Annotated in this window: 12 protein-coding genes; 6 read left to right on the forward strand and 6 right to left on the reverse strand. The window is 47.1% G+C overall.

Going from position 1 to position 17,257, the window contains the following annotated elements:
- Positions 1 to 160 precede the first annotated feature (160 nt).
- The gene (locus KTG12_RS12010) at positions 161 to 4,432 is read left to right on the forward strand and encodes a DUF6383 domain-containing protein (protein ID WP_155143474.1); all 4,272 of its coding nucleotides are present in this window, start codon (positions 161 to 163) and stop codon (positions 4,430 to 4,432) included.
- Between the two features lie 255 nt (positions 4,433 to 4,687).
- Here the strand turns inward: KTG12_RS12010 and KTG12_RS12015 are convergent, their stop codons facing one another.
- The 4 genes from KTG12_RS12015 to KTG12_RS12030 form a co-directional block, all read right to left on the reverse strand.
- On the reverse strand, positions 4,688 to 7,156 hold the full coding sequence (locus tag KTG12_RS12015; protein WP_155143476.1) for a prolyl oligopeptidase family serine peptidase: 2,469 nt from the start codon (positions 7,154 to 7,156) through the stop codon (positions 4,688 to 4,690).
- A gap of 119 nt (positions 7,157 to 7,275) precedes the next feature.
- Entirely contained in the window at positions 7,276 to 9,600 is a 2,325-nt protein-coding gene (locus KTG12_RS12020) for a glycoside hydrolase family 20 protein (RefSeq protein ID WP_155143478.1), read from the reverse strand.
- A gap of 37 nt (positions 9,601 to 9,637) precedes the next feature.
- Positions 9,638 to 10,024 (reverse strand): Dabb family protein, encoded by a 387-nt coding sequence (locus tag KTG12_RS12025; protein WP_005634074.1) that lies wholly within the window; start codon positions 10,022 to 10,024, stop codon positions 9,638 to 9,640.
- Between the two features lie 178 nt (positions 10,025 to 10,202).
- Positions 10,203 to 11,054, reverse strand: coding sequence for an MBL fold metallo-hydrolase (locus KTG12_RS12030; protein ID WP_022321597.1), 852 nt, complete (start codon positions 11,052 to 11,054; stop codon positions 10,203 to 10,205).
- A gap of 98 nt (positions 11,055 to 11,152) precedes the next feature.
- Here KTG12_RS12030 and KTG12_RS12035 point away from each other — a divergent pair, with 98 nt between their 5' ends.
- The 5 genes from KTG12_RS12035 to KTG12_RS12055 all read left to right on the forward strand — a co-directional run bounded on the left by KTG12_RS12035 (position 11,153) and on the right by KTG12_RS12055 (position 15,602).
- Entirely contained in the window at positions 11,153 to 12,079 is a 927-nt protein-coding gene (locus KTG12_RS12035) for a Mur ligase family protein (RefSeq protein ID WP_022321598.1), read from the forward strand.
- Positions 12,076 to 12,624, forward strand: coding sequence for a DUF4924 family protein (locus KTG12_RS12040; RefSeq protein ID WP_005634068.1), 549 nt, complete (start codon positions 12,076 to 12,078; stop codon positions 12,622 to 12,624). The genes KTG12_RS12035 and KTG12_RS12040 overlap by 4 nt, the downstream gene beginning before the upstream one ends.
- 6 nt (positions 12,625 to 12,630) lie before the next feature.
- Entirely contained in the window at positions 12,631 to 13,497 is an 867-nt protein-coding gene (gene rfbD, locus KTG12_RS12045; RefSeq protein WP_005634066.1) for a dTDP-4-dehydrorhamnose reductase, read from the forward strand.
- Positions 13,498 to 13,508: 11 nt separating this feature from the next.
- The gene (locus tag KTG12_RS12050; protein ID WP_022321599.1) at positions 13,509 to 15,089 is read left to right on the forward strand and encodes a peptide chain release factor 3; all 1,581 of its coding nucleotides are present in this window, start codon (positions 13,509 to 13,511) and stop codon (positions 15,087 to 15,089) included.
- Positions 15,090 to 15,272: 183 nt separating this feature from the next.
- Positions 15,273 to 15,602 carry a hypothetical protein gene (locus KTG12_RS12055; protein WP_224204772.1) on the forward strand — a complete coding sequence of 110 codons (330 nt, stop codon included), beginning with the start codon at positions 15,273 to 15,275 and terminating at the stop codon, positions 15,600 to 15,602.
- A gap of 81 nt (positions 15,603 to 15,683) precedes the next feature.
- Here the strand turns inward: KTG12_RS12055 and KTG12_RS12060 are convergent, their stop codons facing one another.
- Both KTG12_RS12060 and KTG12_RS12065 read right to left on the reverse strand, forming a co-directional pair.
- On the reverse strand, positions 15,684 to 16,376 hold the full coding sequence (locus KTG12_RS12060) for a YjjG family noncanonical pyrimidine nucleotidase (protein WP_172676528.1): 693 nt from the start codon (positions 16,374 to 16,376) through the stop codon (positions 15,684 to 15,686).
- On the reverse strand, positions 16,376 to 17,248 hold the full coding sequence (locus tag KTG12_RS12065; protein ID WP_005634058.1) for a hypothetical protein: 873 nt from the start codon (positions 17,246 to 17,248) through the stop codon (positions 16,376 to 16,378). Before KTG12_RS12065 ends, KTG12_RS12060 begins: the two co-directional genes overlap by 1 nt.
- Between the last annotated feature and the right edge of the window lie 9 nt (positions 17,249 to 17,257).

The raw sequence follows: 17,257 nt of genomic DNA on the forward strand, positions 1-17,257 counted from the left end.
TTCCGATACAAACTCTTTCGAAGACCGCCCAAAATGACTAAAAAAAACGAACGTTTTCGCTATCAAAGTACAAAAGTTAACAGATAGTCTTGCGTACATTAAATATATAAAAGAAGAAATTATTCTTAATACATTATTTACTAACAAATTAATTTAAGTTATGAACAAAAAGTTTTCTACTCTTGTCGCCAGTATGTTACTGGCAACGACAGTCGGAACAGTTTCTGCACAGAACCTAGAGTTCACAAAGTCAGCTCTACCTACAAATGTTAGGGTAGAGAGTGTGGCCGACGGAAAATGCTATCAGTTGACAGACGGTTGGAATGTGTTGGTAATGCAGAAGGTTTCGACAGAAAAAGGTGATCGTTTCATCTTGAAGTATGTCCCTTATTACGCAGCCAATATAGGGGAATCCTTGTGGTATGTGACGGTTGATAAAGACAATAAGGAAAATGGTGTGGCCTTTAAATTTATGAACTTGGCTTATAATTATCCTATCTCTTTTGATCCGGCAAAGATTCAGGATTATAAACCGGGAAAGACTTATGAAGGTTCTTATTTGGCTGGTGAAGCAGTCGCTTGGGCTTGGATGAGAAGTGAAGCCGGTGAGGGCTTAAATGTAGGTAAAACTCCGGAAGCCTATTTCAAGACAGACTCTGTGATGACTTTGATTCCGAATGCAGATGGTACGGTTGCTGCTGTCAAGTATGATGTTCGTGAGACTGACAAGCTTGCACAGTTGAACATTCGTCCGGCTGTTGCTGGTCCTGTTTGGTTAGGAAAGAACGATTTGAACAGCATGTTGCAGACACAAGATGCAACAAATGGTAAAACATCTTTCTCTTTTGAAAAAGATGTGACAGAAGGTTTGGCAAACTTGTGGTCTGCAGGTAAAGGCCATGCTTATGAGGCTGTTGATGCTGTAGGCGAAAGCACTTTGTCATATGGTGCTGTTGCTGATGCTGCTGCTGAAAAGGATGCGGCTATGCTTGCTGCCAATGAAGCTGAAAAAAAAGTAGAAGCAGCCGTGAAAGCTCTGGCTGATGCTGAATCAGAATATAATGTTTTGGCTCAGAAGATCCAGAATGTAGAGTCTGAAAAGGTTGAAAAAGGTAGAGAACTTGTGAATCAAAGTTGGATTTACAACTTTTTGAATGAAAGTGAAGATGCTACAAAACAAGCGATTTTACAGAAAAAACAATCTATCGCAACAAGTTCTGCTCTAAACGAAGAGGCCAAGAAACAACTTGCAGAATTGGCTGAAAAATTAGAGGCAGCTCAAAATGAATATAAAGATGCAGTTGCTGCCCAGACCGCTCTTCAAAATTCTATCAATAATGCCACGGATGCATGGAATGTTGCTCTGGATGTTAAAAATAAAGCATTCGATCAGAAAAGTAGATATGCAGAGTGGGGAAGAGCGATGAGGAAGTATTTCAACGAAACAAGTGATGTACATTATGTCTCAGATATGGGCTATGCCCCTAATGATAAACCACAAGCATGGAATTCTTATTTCGATGCAGCTAAGGTAACTGATGAAGCAGAGAAGGAAGCCTTTGTAGAATATGGACATCGTTTGTATGCTATCTTGAAAGAAGCAAATAATGGTGTAGATATATCAATGTCTGCTTCAGCTTATAAGAACCAAAACGATAAGGCTTTTACAAATGGTGTCAATGCTCTTAATACTGAAGAAAATGAAACCTTTGAAAAAGCTGCAGAAGCTGTTATCGCTTCAGAAGGTGCAATAGCTTCAATCTCTAAAGATTTAGATGTTGCTATTGGTGTAGCAGAGGAGAAAAAGCAAGCTGAGAAGGCTGCCAGCACAGCTTATGACGAAATGTTTAAAGCTTATGGAGTTCACAGTCAAGCTCTTGAAGAAGCAGAGAAAGAGTTGAAAGAACTTGAAGAAGAATTGGCCTCTGTTCAAGCTGAACTGAAAGAAGTTAGTGCTAAGAAGGTCGAGCTAGAAACTGCTATTTTCAACTATACGCAACAAATTGCAAGTTTGAATGAACAGTTGATGGCTTTAGATGGTGAAAAGGGGGCAGCTTATTGGACATGGGTAGACGCTCGTTATGCGCATAAGGATGCTGAACGTGCTGCTATCAAGGCTTCAGAAGTGTTTGAAAACATTCGTCTTGAAAAGTCATTTAACTGGTTATCTCTGAAAGCCGGCAAGAATGCCAAGGGCCAGGATACTTATTTAATGGTCGACACAGCTTATCTGAACGGCTCAGCCGGTGAAGAAATTGCAGGTATCCAGCATTTAGGATTCGCTACTCGTGAACATGAAGCTGATTTCAAATCTGTCAACAACTTGGCAGCTCGCGATATCAACGGTCGCTTCAACTTCCGTTTCTTCTACTGGCCGACTCAGGACTCTTTGCGTATTGAAGCAGATGGTTACAACGTGAAGAACGTAACGACTAAGTATTGGAAGGATCGTACAAATAGTGAAATCGATATTTTTGCTACTTCTGCAAAAGGCCAAGAAAACAATCTGGTTAAGATTGCCGTATTAGGTGGTGCCCGTCGTGAAGCCACTATCGGTTCTTCCGAAGAGCTGAAAGGCACAGGTATCTATACATACAACGACCGTATCGGTTTGAGCCTCTCTCCTGCTGCTCACAATGCCGTTTTGGAACCGGGCATCTATTTCATGGATGTAGTAAATGGTGCTGATGCACAGAAGAACGGTGCTCGCTTGATGGGTGATTTGAACGGCTGGAACTTGACTAAGGTTGCTCCGGCTGAATGGGATGTGATGAACTTCGAACACATGCCGGCCGCTAAGTGGGTTGTAAATCAGAATACGAATGAATTCGGTGGATATCCTGAAATTTGGAACCAAGAAACAGGAGCTACTCTGAATAATGGTTCTTACAAAGTATTGGCTGATGGTAATATCGTAATTAACTATTATTATAACAACGAAGAAGCTTGGTTGGCTAATGATACGCTGAAATTGACAAAGACCGTAAGTAACCGATTGGGCTTCTTTAACGATGATGCCAAGAATGTAAACTATACTTTGAACTACTTGAATGTAGGCAATGACTTGGGTGTTACAATTGGTAACTCTACCGTAGGTAATGACACGATCCTGCGTGTATCTGCCGATGAGGCTACTAAGTTCGAATTGGTAAAATGGGGCAGTAGTTATAATACCCCTATCTTCGAAAAAGACACGATCTTCCAGACTTATTATCAGATCCGTGTAAACGATCCGTATAAGTTCGCTAACAACCAGAAATATGTTCAGGTATCTGAAGTTGGTGGTACTGAAATGATGGTAGTAACAGAAGGTGCAGAAAATGGTTCTGTATTCACTTTGAAAGAAGTGAACTGCGTAGACGGAACTCATTACTATGCATTGCTGACAGAAGGCAAGAAAGCCGGTGTGATTGATGCAACAGGCTTGATTAAGGCTGAAAACGTGGCTACTGAATCTACAACTTCTGCTTTCGCATTGGTTGCTGATACGACTGCTCTGTATCGTGAGTTTACAGCTGACGAATTGGGTGAAAACGGCGCAATGAAGTTCTACCGTGTGAACTCTACTGCTAAGGCTTACTTGTATGAAGGAGCTGACAACCTGCTTTGCGTAGAAGGTAAGGGTGACGATAAAGCTGAAGCATTCAATGTAATCCCGACAGGTGTCGAAAACACATTGATGCCACAGTACTTGATTGCCAAGGATGTGAACTTTGTAGTCGGTGATACAGTTCTGTGCGACGCTACTACTCACTCTCATGCAACAATAGAAGAAGCTTTGAAATGCCCGCATAGTAAAGTAACTGCTGACACGACATTTGGTCGTTTCTTGGTGAACATGATCGACTCAGTTCCCGCTGTTAAGAAATATACTTGGGAAGGTAAATACAAGAGACTTGCATTCTTGCCGGGTTATATGACAGCTGGTAACTTAGTTCTGGATGGTACAACTCATAAAGTCGCTCTGAAGCTGAATGCTCATGATCAGGCTAAGTTCTCTTTCCGTTTGGTTAACGAAGGATCTAACGACTTCTTGATCGAATCTGAATCTTATGGAAAGAAGACAGCGTTTGATGGCGGTATCGCTCCGTCTGCTAATCTGGGTGGTTGGGTGAAAGTACAGAACGGTGTTCCTGTCATCATCAATGACTTCGAAGCAGCTATGCAGTCTGACCTCTACAATGTCGACACTAACGCTGGTGGTGCAACAGCCAACGACGAAATCACGACTTCTGAAGTAACGATTATCGCAGGCGAAGGCAATGTTACAATCGCTAACGCTGCCGGCAAGAAGGTTGTTGTAAGCAACATCTTGGGTCAGGTAGTAGCCACTCAGGTTCTGACATCCGACAATGCTGTGATTGCTGCTCCTCAAGGCGTAGTCGTAGTAGCTGTTGAAGGTGAAGAAGCTGTAAAGGCAATCGTAAGATAAGAATAGAGGAATAGTTTGGAGTGGCAGCGGCCACTCCCTCTATATAGTAATTTATAATCAAATAATTCTAAAATGTTTGGCCGCGTGCCGTGCAAACGGTAATTACCCTGTGACAGGCGAACAAGCGGTTTAATATTAATAATACTAAAGTATTGAAATAAAGTTCATTCTGCTGTGAGCCTGTGAAGGTGTAAGGCAGATAAAAAAACAAGCCCCGGGGACGGTTTCGTCTTCGGGGCTTTGTTTTCAACTTTTTTACAAAGACTTTTCCGGATACATGGCATTCCACCATTCCGGTTGGTTCTTGAGCCATTTGGCGAACCAAGCGTAGATGGTTTTATTCCATTCAGCACGCTTCTTATAGTCCAGTATCTGGTGGTTTTGTCCTACTACTTGTACGAAGGCCGTAGGTTTGCCTAACAGTTTCAGGGCTGTAAACATCTGGATGCTTTCACCTACCGGGACGTTCGTGTCGACCGTGCCATGCAGGAAAAGGATCGGGGTGTTGATTTTGTCGGCATTGAACAGCGGGCTTTGCAACGTGTACATATCCCGTGCGTTCCAGGGATAGCTGTTTGCGCTTGCCAAAGCACTATAGGAGTATCCCCAGTAACCTTCGCCCCAATAGCTGGTGATGTCGCTGATTCCGGCATGAGAGATGGCGGCGGCAAAGATATCCGTTTTTGTTTGCAGGTATTGTGTCATGAAGCCACCGTAGGATGCCCCTATGCAACCGATCTTTTTAGCGTCGACAAAGTTGTGTTCGGCACAGAATTTCTTTGTTCCTTCGATGATCTCGTCTCCTGTACGCTGTCCCCATGCATTTACGTGGCGGGCGGAGAACTCCTGGCCGAAGCCGGTTGCTCCGCTGGGCTGGATGATATAAACGATGTAGCCCAATGCCGCATATACGTGCGACGGATACCGGTTTTCGAGTGAACGTTCCGTCGGACTGGTTCCCCCGTAGTAGTTCACGATCAGCGGATATTTCTTGTTAGGATCGAAATGGGGCGGCAGGTAATAACGACCGTAGATCGTGTCGCCGGCAGCTGCCCGGAAATTCCAATCGTGCACTTCGCCGAGGGTGATATCTTTCAAGATGCCGGCGGAAAGATCTTTCAGACAGACAGAACTTTTCTTTTTCAGGTTGACGGAATAGAGGCGTTGCGAGTTGGAGGCGCTTTCGCCGAAATAAACCAGTTCGGGAGTTGTTTCGGCAATCGTAAAATCCGAGAGGATATCCTCTTTTAACGGGATGGGGAGGATTTTCCCGGTTGACGGATTCAAGACGTACAAGCGTACGCAATCCTTATCTTCTCCCTGCAGGTAGATCTGTTTATCACCTTTGTTCCAAACGAAGTTTTGAACCGATGGATTAAAATCTTTGGTGACAGGATTTGCCTGTTTGCTTGCCGGATCGTAAAGGAAGAGCTGCCCGTCGGCCATATTGGAAGTCTGCCCCGGTGCTATCTTCAGCCCTATTTTATTGAAAGCCTCTCCAGATGCGGCAATTGCCAGCATCTTGCCGTCGGGCGAGAATTGGGCATAGCTGATGAACGGATCTTTCAAAAGGAGTTCCGTATCCAGTGTTTGCAGATCCATCCGATAGAGCAAAGTAGTCGAAAACGGACGTTTCGTCAGCTCCCGTTCGCTACAAGTGAAGAGCAGATAGCGGCCGTCGTCGGAAATATCGTTGATGGAAGTCGAAGTGTGCCCGTAGGTAAGGCGTTGGAACACTCCGGTTGCCAGGTCGTACTTATGGATGAATGAACGGGTACGCCATCCCGGCTGGCGGTCGTCAGGCACAAGGATTTCCTGAAGGTCTTCCCCTTTCTTCGGTCCTTCCTCGATGATGTTGAACAGCAGGAAATCCTCTGTCGGGGCAAAGCTGAACCAACCGTCGGGAAGGTTGTGGGCAAGGACTTCCTCTGCTTGGGTTGCAGGGTCGATCGTGACAAGTTCCTTTCCCTGCATGCCTTTGCGGGTATAGTAAAGACGGTTGCTGCGGGGCATCCAGCTATAATGATGGTTGTTGCTTTCCATTAAAACCTGTCCTGTGGCCCGGTCGGTCACTTGCAGGAAGGATTCGGTATCGCCACCGGAATAAGTCGTCTGGTAGGCGGTCAGCAGGTATTTGCCGTTGGGGGAGAGGTTGACGGAACGAATGCGTGTGCCATCGAAGACATCGCTCAAAGTGTAACGCTTCTCTGGATCGGTTGTCGCCGTGACAACGGCTTTGCTGTCCGTCTTAAAGGTGACTTTCGGAATGCGGTTCGTTTCGTCCGGGGCTGTAAGATATTTGATTACGACTTCGTAGCGGCGGGGTTCGAGTGTGAGCTTGAGCTCGCCGTTGGCGGGTGTCTGTTTCTCGTTGTCGATATATACTTCGTAATGCTCCGGTCCGCTGATCTGAAGAGTCCCGTCCGTATAGCGGTCGCTGTTCAGATAGAAGGAGGCGAGGCTGACGGAGCTGTTTTTGCTTTGTCCGGCTGTAGTGGCGGCATCCAGTGTCAGGTTGCTTTCCCGGACATTGTTGAAGGGGATGGCGGTTTTTAATAACTCGGCATCTGTAAATTTCTTGCTGTTCACGTCAAGGCTGTCGACGATGAACGGACCTTTTATTTCATAAGGACCTGCATACCTGAGATACTTGACTGTGATCTCTTCGGCAAAAAGGTTGCAACAGGTACAAAGGGCAGAAAGGATAAGTATGTCTCTTTTCATGGGGGAATATGTTAGAATAGCAAAACTTCTTTATATTTTTTAGGCACGGATTTCACGAATTACACGGAGATGAGAAAGAGAATCCGTGAAATCTGTGTAATCTGTGCCTAAATATTTACTTATTGCAGATTGATTTCGTCCACAAACAAGAACGCCGGATTACCTGCACCTCCGTGCCATGTCGGGAGTTTGTCACTCTTGATGATGACTTCGACATAGCGGGCTTTTACCGGGTCGAAGGAGATTTTCTGCGGGTAAAGGCCGTCTTTGTCGTCTTTGCCTAAAGACGGGATAACCTTGGAAGCTACCTCCTTGAAGTTCTGTCCGTCGTCCGAAACCTTTACGGTAACGCCTGCCGCACCCATGATCCAGTCTCCTTTCACAACATTCGTGTTGAAGGACACTTTGCTGAACTCGGTCGGTTCTTTCAGGTCGATAACGGCATCCAAGTCCTTGCCCTGGAAGCCGAGCCAGCGTCCGGTCTTGTAGTTGTCGTTGCCGCTCAGGCCGTCGGTCAGTTCCGGGCCGCCGTTGAAGTCATATCCTCTGCTGGGAGCCACCTTCAATGTGACCGGCTTGGCTGTCGCCTTGTTGAAGTCGATCTTTTCGGAGAAGATGCGGCTGTTTCCGGTCGGGCGGACAGCCACGGCTTTCACTTCTGCATTTTGCTTGATGCGGAGAGGGGCTTCGTATTTCGGACTGGTTGCCGTCGGTTCGCTGCCGTCGAGTGTATAATGGATATCGGCGGAACCTTCGGTTTCGAGTGTCACGACGATTTCACCTTTGTCACCATCGGTAGCGAAGGAGGCGCGAATGTCGAAGATATGTTTGGCGTAGTTGTAACCCAAGCGGTCGTAAAGTTCGGTCATGCGGACCAAGCGCGGCAGGAACGCCTTAAAATCTTTCGGGGCGTTTGTCCATTGCACTTCTGCCAATGCATCCATACGCGGCAATACCATATATTCGACCTGGCTGAATGTCGGGATATATTCTGTCCACAGATTTGCTTGTACTCCCGTTACATATTTCTTATACTCTTCCGGGATTCCGGCAGTCGGTTCGAACGAATAGACGCGTTCCAACGGCAGGTAACCACCGATGGCAAGCGGGTCGTGTTCCGTGTCGGTAGACTGGTAGTAGTCGAAATACAGGTAAGAGTTGGGTGTCATGATTACATTGTGTTTCTGTTTGGCTGCTTCAATACCTCCGTCTACGCCGCGCCAGCTCATCACCGTAGCGTTCGGGGCTAGTCCGCCTTCCAGGATTTCGTCCCAGCCGATAATATGGCGCCCTTTGCTTTCGACGAATTTCTCCATGCGTGAAATGACATAGCTTTGCAGGTATTCTTCGGCCGTATGCTTGCTGTCTCCTTTGATGCCTTCCGCCTTGATACGTGCCTGGCACTTCGGACAACTCTTCCAACGCACTTTCGGGCATTCGTCACCGCCTACATGGATATATTCGGACGGGAAAAGATCGATCACCTCGCCGAGCACGTCTTCGAGGAAGGTCATTGCCTTTTCATTGCCGGCACAGATCACATCGTCCGATACGCCCCACTGGGTCCATACTTCATACGGTCCGCCCGTACAACCCAGGTCCGGATAAGTCGTGATAGCTGCCAACTGGTGTCCCGGAAGGTCTATTTCGGGGATGATCGTGATGAAACGTTCTTGGGCGTAAGCGATCACGTCGCGGATTTCGTCTTGCGTATAGAACATGCCTTCGCCATACGGTTTGCCGTCATATTTGCCGGAGTTACGGCCGATGACGGTTTCCTTGCGTTGCGCCCCGATCTGGGTCAGTTCCGGATATTTCTTGATCTCGATGCGCCATCCCTGGTCGTCTGTCAGGTGCCAGTGGAAGCGGTTCATATTGTGCAAGGCAAGAATATCGATGAACTTCTTGACCGAATCTACCGGGAAGAAGTGCCGGGAAACATCGAGGTGCATACCGCGATACGGGAAACGCGGATAGTCGTTGATACTGGCGGCCGGAAGCTCGATGTCCATTCCTTCGGCCACGGCGGGGATAGACTTACGCAAGGTCTGCACGCCATAGAAAATACCGGCGTTGGATGCTCCGGCGATCTCGATGCCGTTCTCGCTGACCAGCAGGCGGTAGCCTTCCGGGTTCCGGATGTCGGAAGCGATTGACAGATGAATGCCTTTGTCCGCATTCCCGGTAATCACTTTCGGTTCATATCCCGTAGCCTCTTTGACATAGGAGGCAAGGAAACGGGCGGTCTGTTCCATTTCCGCATCACCTTCCTGATAAGAGATCGGGGTAGACGGTTTCAACAGGAACGGGGCGCTGCCTTGTGTCACCACTTCTTGAGGAAGCGGGATAATGGCATAGTCTCCTTGTGCTTTTTTACCTCCCGAACAAGCCACGGCTCCGGCCAGGGTTGTCAGGATACATGCATACTTTGTTAGTTTGTTCATGCGTTTAAAATGTTATAAGTGAGAAAAATAATAATTCTTATTTGGTCCAGTAGTCCACGACGGTGACGGCAGAAGCCTTGTCTCCTAATACTTTCCCGAAAGCCTTATGCGCCGGATGGATCAGGTAGGCGTCTCGGTCGGCATCCGAATGGAAAGTCAGGAAGAAACAGTGCGTCAATCCCTGTTGCAATCCTTCGGGACTGCAATCCGTTCCCCATTCGTACCCTTTGATCAGGTCTATCTGGGAGGGAAGTGCACAGAAAGCTTCTTCGACTTCCTTGATCTGTTGGGCGGATACTTCTGGCTTGAAACCGAACATGACAACGTGGCGAAGCACTTTCTCCTGCTTGGGAGCATTGCTGCAACAGAACATCAGGGCCGAGAATGTCAGGATTGTCAGTGAAGCGAAGATTGTCTTTTTCATGATGATCAGGATTAATTTATGATTATAATCAGACAAAGATAAAGATAAATAGCAGACTGCCCTACAATACAACCGGCTTTTTCTTTAGTCCGGTAGTAATCTTGTTGTAGTTTCATGTAAGGGTAACTTTAGTTTCCTGTCGATGAAACTTTATTTTTACCTGCGGGAGACTTTATTTTCACCCTATGGAAAAAAGTGAAACTTTTTGATCTGCCTTGAAAAAGTCGTTCACCTTTTTCACGGTAGTACACTGAGTATAGGCGTCGTGACAGTAGATGACTGCCTGTTTCTCTGAGGCGGCTTCTTCCAGCATCCGCATTTTTTCGTTGTAGGAAACGACAGGATAGGTGTCGTATGCCGAGATCCAGAGGGGCGAGACGCTTGCCGCTAACGGGATGACATCGCCGGCGAAGACATAAGTGCGCTCAGGTGTCGTGATATAAGGTGCGATTTGCCCCGGCGTATGTCCGTCGAACAGCCGCAGGTCGATGCCGGGGCAGAGATTCGTGTCATTTTCGATGAGGCGAAGCTTGCCGCTGTCGTAGACGGCCTGCATGTTTTCGATGAAATAGGAGTCGGCTTCGAGTGCGTTCGGGTGAAGGAAGTTCTCCCACTGTGCACGGCTTACCCAGTGGATGGCGTTTGGGAAGGCCATTTTGAAGAGATGCTTTCCACCGGTCTGCTCTTCTTTTTGTGTCGTATATCCGCAATGGTCGAAGTGGAGATGTGTGAGTATGACATCTGTAACATCCTCACAGGCAACATCCCGCCTTTGAAGTTCATCCTTCAGATCGACCAGGTCGAAGAAGTTGTAATAGCTGAGTTGTTTTAGGTGTTTGTTGCCCGCCCCGTTGTCGACGAGTACGATCTTCCCGTTCCCGTCGCGGACTAACATGCTGCGCATAGCCAAGATGCATCCATTTTGTTTATCGCTTGGATAACGGCGGCTCCAAGCAGTTTTGGGAATCGCACCGAACATGGCACCTCCGTCTGCATGGAAAAAGCCTGTGTCTATAAGTTGAATATCCATAAATTATACTTTTTCCAACAAAGATAGGGAAGTTTTTTCTTTCAAACCCATGCGAAGCGTGAATGAAATTGTGTACATTTGCAGGCAAAATCTGAGTGATGCGAAAAGTTCATTTAATCTCCGTAACCGAGCCTCTGTTGTTTGACTTAGCCCTGGCTATCCACCAAAAAGGATATGAAGTAAGTGTATCCGGTGTTGGACTGACTGATACGACCCTTGCCAGACTGGAAAAAGAGGGGTGTACTTGTCATGGAGACGGGTGGTTCCCGGAGAGATTAACTAAAGATATACATTTTGTGGTATTAGGGGCCGCAGTCCGGCAGGATAACCCCGAATTGATACGTGCAAAGGAACTGGGATTATTAGTGCTTTCGATACCTGAATTCATCTTTCAGCGGACGAAAGAGAAGACGCGGGTTGTTGTTGCCGGTAGCCGGGGAAAGAAGACAATCATCTCGATGATTGTGTGCGCCCTGAAGCGGCAGAAACTGGCGTTCGACTATGCGTTGACCAGCGAAGTCCCCTTGTTGCCCGACCGTGTGCATCTGAGTTATGAAGCTCGGATCGCGATTATCGAAGGTGATGAGCATGTAACGTCTGCTTTGGAGAAACGGTTCCAGCTGGAGTTCTATCGTCCGCATATCGCTATTCTGACCAATCTGATGTGGACTTCCGCTACCGACCACGCCACACCGGAGGCCTACCATACGACTTTCCGTACGTTCGCCTCTTCTATCGAACGCGGGGGAAAGCTGATTTATTTCGACGGCGATCCGGTTGTCAAACAGCTTGCGCAAGAGGTTCGCGAAGACATTACAGCCATGCCTTACGACCAGCATGTCGTGGTCGAGAAAGAGGGAAAGACCTATTTGCAGACTCGCTACGGGGACTTTCCCGTCTATATTCCGGATCGCTTTTTCCTGATCAACCTGAATGCTGCCCGCCTGGCCTGCCGCCAGTTAGGTGTAAAAGATGCGGATTTTTATCAGGCATTATCCGAATATAGTGTATCTTTGCAACCATGATTATTGCAAGACGAAAAAGAAAAGAAAATATAGCCGAATATCTGTTGTACATGTGGCAGGTGGAAGACCTGATACGTGCCAATAACTTCGATATGGATTCGATCCGCCGCACGGTTGTAGATCGTTACGACCAACCGGACGATATAAAGGAAGAAATCGCCAAATGGTATGAGGAGCTAATCGAGATGATGCGTTCCGAAGGGGTGATGGAAAAGGGACATATCCAGCTGAACAAGAATGTGATCATTGCCCTGACCGATCTGCACCTCCGTCTTTTGAAATCGCCGAAGGAAATGGTGTATGGGGCGGCCTATTATAAAACACTCCCCTTTATCGTTCAGCTCCGTGCCAAATCGGGCGGCGAGGACTTGCCTGAGTTGGAGACTTGCTTCAATGCTATTTACGGTTTCCTGATGCTGAAGATGCAAGGGAAGGAAATCAGCCCTGAAACGATGGAGGGGATCAAACAGATCAGTTCGTTCCTGGCACTTCTGGCCGAGAAGTATCGTGAAGATATGAATGGGGAACTGAAATTAGAAGAATAAGACAAGATGAAAACGATTTTAGTAACAGGGGCTAACGGGCAACTGGGCAATTCGATCCGTCGGTTAGCTGCCGGATATCCGCAATATGCGTTTGTGTTTACGGATGTGGATACGCTTGACATCTGCGATGCTCAAGCCGTGAATGCTTTTGTTAAGGAGAAGCAAGTCGATTATATCATCAATTGTGCCGCCTATACGGCTGTGGATAAGGCGGAGGATGACGAAGCTCTTTGCCTTCGTATCAACCGGGATGCCGTACGAAACTTGGGCGAGGCGGCACGTATGGCTGGGGCGAGGGTGATCCATGTTTCTACCGACTATGTGTTTGACGGCACAAATCATTTGCCTTATGTGGAAACGGACAATACTTGTCCGGCCTCTGTCTACGGGCGTACGAAACTTGCCGGTGAACAGGCTTTGCAGGAGGTGTGCCCGGATGCGGTAATCATCCGTACGGCATGGTTGTACTCCGAGTTCGGTAATAATTTTGTCAAGACGATGTTGCGTCTGGGAAATGAACGGGAACAGTTGTCTGTCGTGTTCGACCAGATTGGTTCGCCGACGTATGCCGGGGATCTGGCGGCTGCCATTTTTGCGGTGTTGGTGCAGGCGGAGGCGGATGCTTTCGTTCCCGGTATCTATCATTATTCTAACGAAGGGGTTTGCAGTTGGTATGATTTTGCCGTGAAGATTATGGAGTTAGGGAATGCCCCCTGCCGTGTTCTCCCGATCGAGTCCAAAGATTATCCGGCGAAGGCTGCCCGTCCGCATTTCAGTGTCCTGAACAAGGCTAAGATCAAAACGATCTATAAGATCAGTATATCCCATTGGGAAGCGAGTCTGCGTGAATGTATGAAAAGAATAACAAAATAAGATAAATAACAATGAGTCAGTATTCAGAAGAGATTGAGAGAAGAAGAACGTTTGCTATTATCAGCCACCCGGATGCCGGTAAGACGACTCTTACCGAAAAATTGTTGCTCTTTGGAGGTGCCATTCATGTGGCAGGAGCCGTAAAGTCTAACAAGATCAAGAAGACAGCTACCTCCGACTGGATGGAAATTGAAAAGCAGCGTGGAATCTCCGTCGCAACCTCCGTGATGGCTTTCGATTATTCCGGCCATAAAATCAATATCCTCGATACGCCCGGCCACCAGGATTTCGCTGAAGATACGTTTCGTACGCTGACGGCTGTGGATAGCGTTATTATCGTGATCGATACCGCAAAAGGTGTGGAAGCCCAGACCCGTAAGCTGATGGAAGTCTGCCGTATGCGTAAGACTCCCGTGATCGTGTTTGTCAATAAGATGGACCGTGACGGTAAGGACCCGTTCGACTTGCTGGACGAGATCGAAGAAGAACTGCATATCCATGTGCGTCCGCTGAGCTGGCCGATCGACATGGGACAACGGTTCCGGGGGGTCTATAATATATATGAACAGAAACTGAACCTCTATACTCCGAGCAAGCAGTATGTGACGGAAAACGTGGAATTTAAGGATATCAACAGCCCGGAACTTGAAAACTATATCGAGGCCGGACAGGCAGAAAAGCTCCGTTCCGATATCGAACTGATAGAAGGTGTTTATCCCGAGTTCGATGTCGATACCTACCTGAAAGGAGATATCGCTCCCGTGTTCTTTGGTTCTGCCTTGAATAACTTCGGGGTGAAAGAACTGCTGGATTGCTTTATCAATATCGCTCCTTCTCCCCGTCCCGTGTCGGCCGTGGAACGGGTGGTCGATCCGGAAGAGGATGCCTTCTCCGGTTTCGTTTTCAAGATCCATGCCAATATGGACCCGAATCATCGCAGTTGTATTGCTTTCGTGAAGATCTGTTCCGGCCGTTTCGAACGTAATGCCAACTACAAGCATGTCCGTTTCGGAAAGATGATGCGTTTCAGCAGTCCTACGGCTTTCATGGCGCAGAAGAAGGAAGTAGTGGACGAGGCTTTTGCCGGCGATATCATCGGTTTGCCTGATACCGGAAACTTCAAGATCGGTGATACGCTGACTTCCGGTGAAGAACTTCATTTCAAAGGATTGCCGAGTTTCTCTCCTGAAATGTTCAAATATATCGAGAATGCCGATCCTATGAAGGCCAAGCAGTTGAACAAGGGCATCGAGCAGTTGATGGATGAAGGCGTCGCCCAGCTTTTTACCAACCAGTTCAACGGACGTAAGATTATCGGTACGGTCGGACAATTGCAGTTCGAAGTGATCCAGTACCGCTTGCTCCACGAATACGGCGCACAGTGTAAGTGGGAACCGATCAGCCTCTATAAGGCTTGCTGGATAGAAAGCGATAATGCTGCCGCTCTTGAAAACTTCAAACGCCGTAAAGCTCAATATATGGCGCTCGACAAAGAGGGCCGCGATGTCTATCTGGCCGATTCCAGCTATGTGTTGATGATGGCACAGCAGGATTTCCCCGATATCAAATTCCATTTTACCTCAGAGTTCTAATAATATTTATATATAATAAAGTAAAATGAAGAAGTTATTTGTTTCATGCATGATTGCCTTTATGGCGATTTGCTCGGTCGGTGCACAGGAGGTGTATATTGGCGGTGGTTTTACAGTCGGTAGTGAAGATAGTGAGTTTGTTTTCCAGATCTCACCGGAAGTGGGATGTCATTTGACTGACCAATGGGCCGTGGGGGGGGTGAAATCGGTTATACGCATTACGATGATTATAACCGTTTCCAGTTTGCTCCGTATGCTCGCTATACGTTTTATAAGACGGGTATTGTGGGATTGTTTGTCGATGGGACGATTGGGATTGCTGCCGGTGACGGTGATACCGGTTTCCGGTTGGGATTGCGTCCGGGACTTTCTTTGAAAGCGACGGAACATATATCTTTTGTCACTAAAGTCGGATTTCTTGGTTATAGCGATTCGTACAACGGAACTTCTGATTTTGGAGGTGTGAACTTCGACACGGAAAATATCAGCATCGGTTTCCATTATAATTTTTGACAGGAGGCATCCTGAAGAGAGGGAAGGAATCGGAAAGGGCAGGAAGACGGCTTTTCCGGTTCCTTTTCTTTTAGGTGTAAGTCATAAGATCCGTTTGATCTCCTCCAAGCTTCCAACCGTGTAAGTCGGTATGAATTCTTTTGCCGGCAGCCCTTTCGGATTCAGCCATAGCTGGTCGATTTTGGAATTGTGGGCACCGATAATGTCGGCTTCCCAACTGTCGCCGATCATCAGGCTTTCGCTTCGGCGGGAGTTGGTGTTTTTAAGGGCGAAATCGAAAATCTCCTTATGAGGTTTCTGGATGCAGGCATCTTCAGATAGGATCATCCTTTTGAAATAGGGGGCCAGACCGGAATTGCAGAGCTTTTTGAATTGGACTTCCCGGAAACCATTGGACAGGATATACATGCGATAGGAGGGACGCAGGTATTCCAATAGCTCGATTGCTCCCGGTACTAGGCGTGTCTTGCGGGTTGTTCGTTGCAGGAAATCGTTGTTGATCGCCAGTACCGATTTTGTGTCTTCTATCCCTAACGGGCGGAGCATATAGCGAAAACGTTCGATGATCAATGTCTGGCGGTCTATTTCATTGTTGCGGTACTGTTCCCATAGCAGGTTGTTGTGTGGCCAGTAGATCTCGAAAAAAGCCTCGAAGGAGGCATAATACCGGTCAAAGTGGTGAGCGGTATATACTTCTTCGAGGCATTCCTTATTATTATGGTACGTGTCCCAGAGGGTATCGTCCAAATCAATAAAAAGACTTTTGTATTTCATCATCCTACTTCAATCACCAAATACTTGCCAAGGCTCCAGAACGCTTTTTCGTCCGTGATTTTCAATGTCATATTGCCGTCCTCGTCCTTCACAAATTCGTAAGAACCTTCCGGGTGATTGGATTTCAGCTTTGCCTTGCCTGCGAACAGCGGGATTTCCTTCACTTCGCGGATATCGATAGAAATGAAATAATCTTTATTGAAGCCGCTCTGCAATACTTTGGATTTGGCAAACAAGCCGCCACCGGAAAGGATTTTTTGGTCTTTCAGTTCTTTCGCCGTGCCGAAGCAATAATAAGCAGTATGAAGTTGTTTGTCCTGTTCCTGCAACTTCTCGGACTGGGCCGCAGTTGTAGTGGACAAGTCTTCCACGTCTTCGTTCAAGGAAGCAACCATTTCGTCCAATTCCTGGATACGAACATTCTTCTTTGCCAGATCTTCCTGTAGCGTGACAATCATATTGGCTTTCTGGTCAAGTTCGGAAGAAAGGCGGCTGATTGTTTTCCTCAAAGCCGAGGATTGGATTCCGCTCTTTTTCAGTTTCTCTTCCAGTTCGCTGATCTGCTGTTTGTTCTTTTTCAGTGTTTCGCTGATCAACTGCATGTTTTCTTTGATCTGTTCGCGATTACTCTTATTCAGATCTCCCTTTTGTTGCTGTATGTTGAGATAATTTTCTGCATCACGAATAGACTGGATGTCAGCCTCTACGTCATTGAGGGTTCCGAGGATTTCATCCATCTCGGCATTGCTTTTGGTGTTTTCGATTCTCAGAGAGTCGTTTTCTGCTTTCAGCTTCTTATATTCTGCTGAATTCTGTCCGCAGGAGGCCAGCATGGCTGTGCAAATCGTTGTTGCAATTAATACTTTCTTCATGTTCTTTCT

This window comes from Parabacteroides sp. MSK.9.14, assembly GCF_019041495.1.
GTDB lineage: Bacteria > Bacteroidota > Bacteroidia > Bacteroidales > Tannerellaceae > Parabacteroides > Parabacteroides merdae.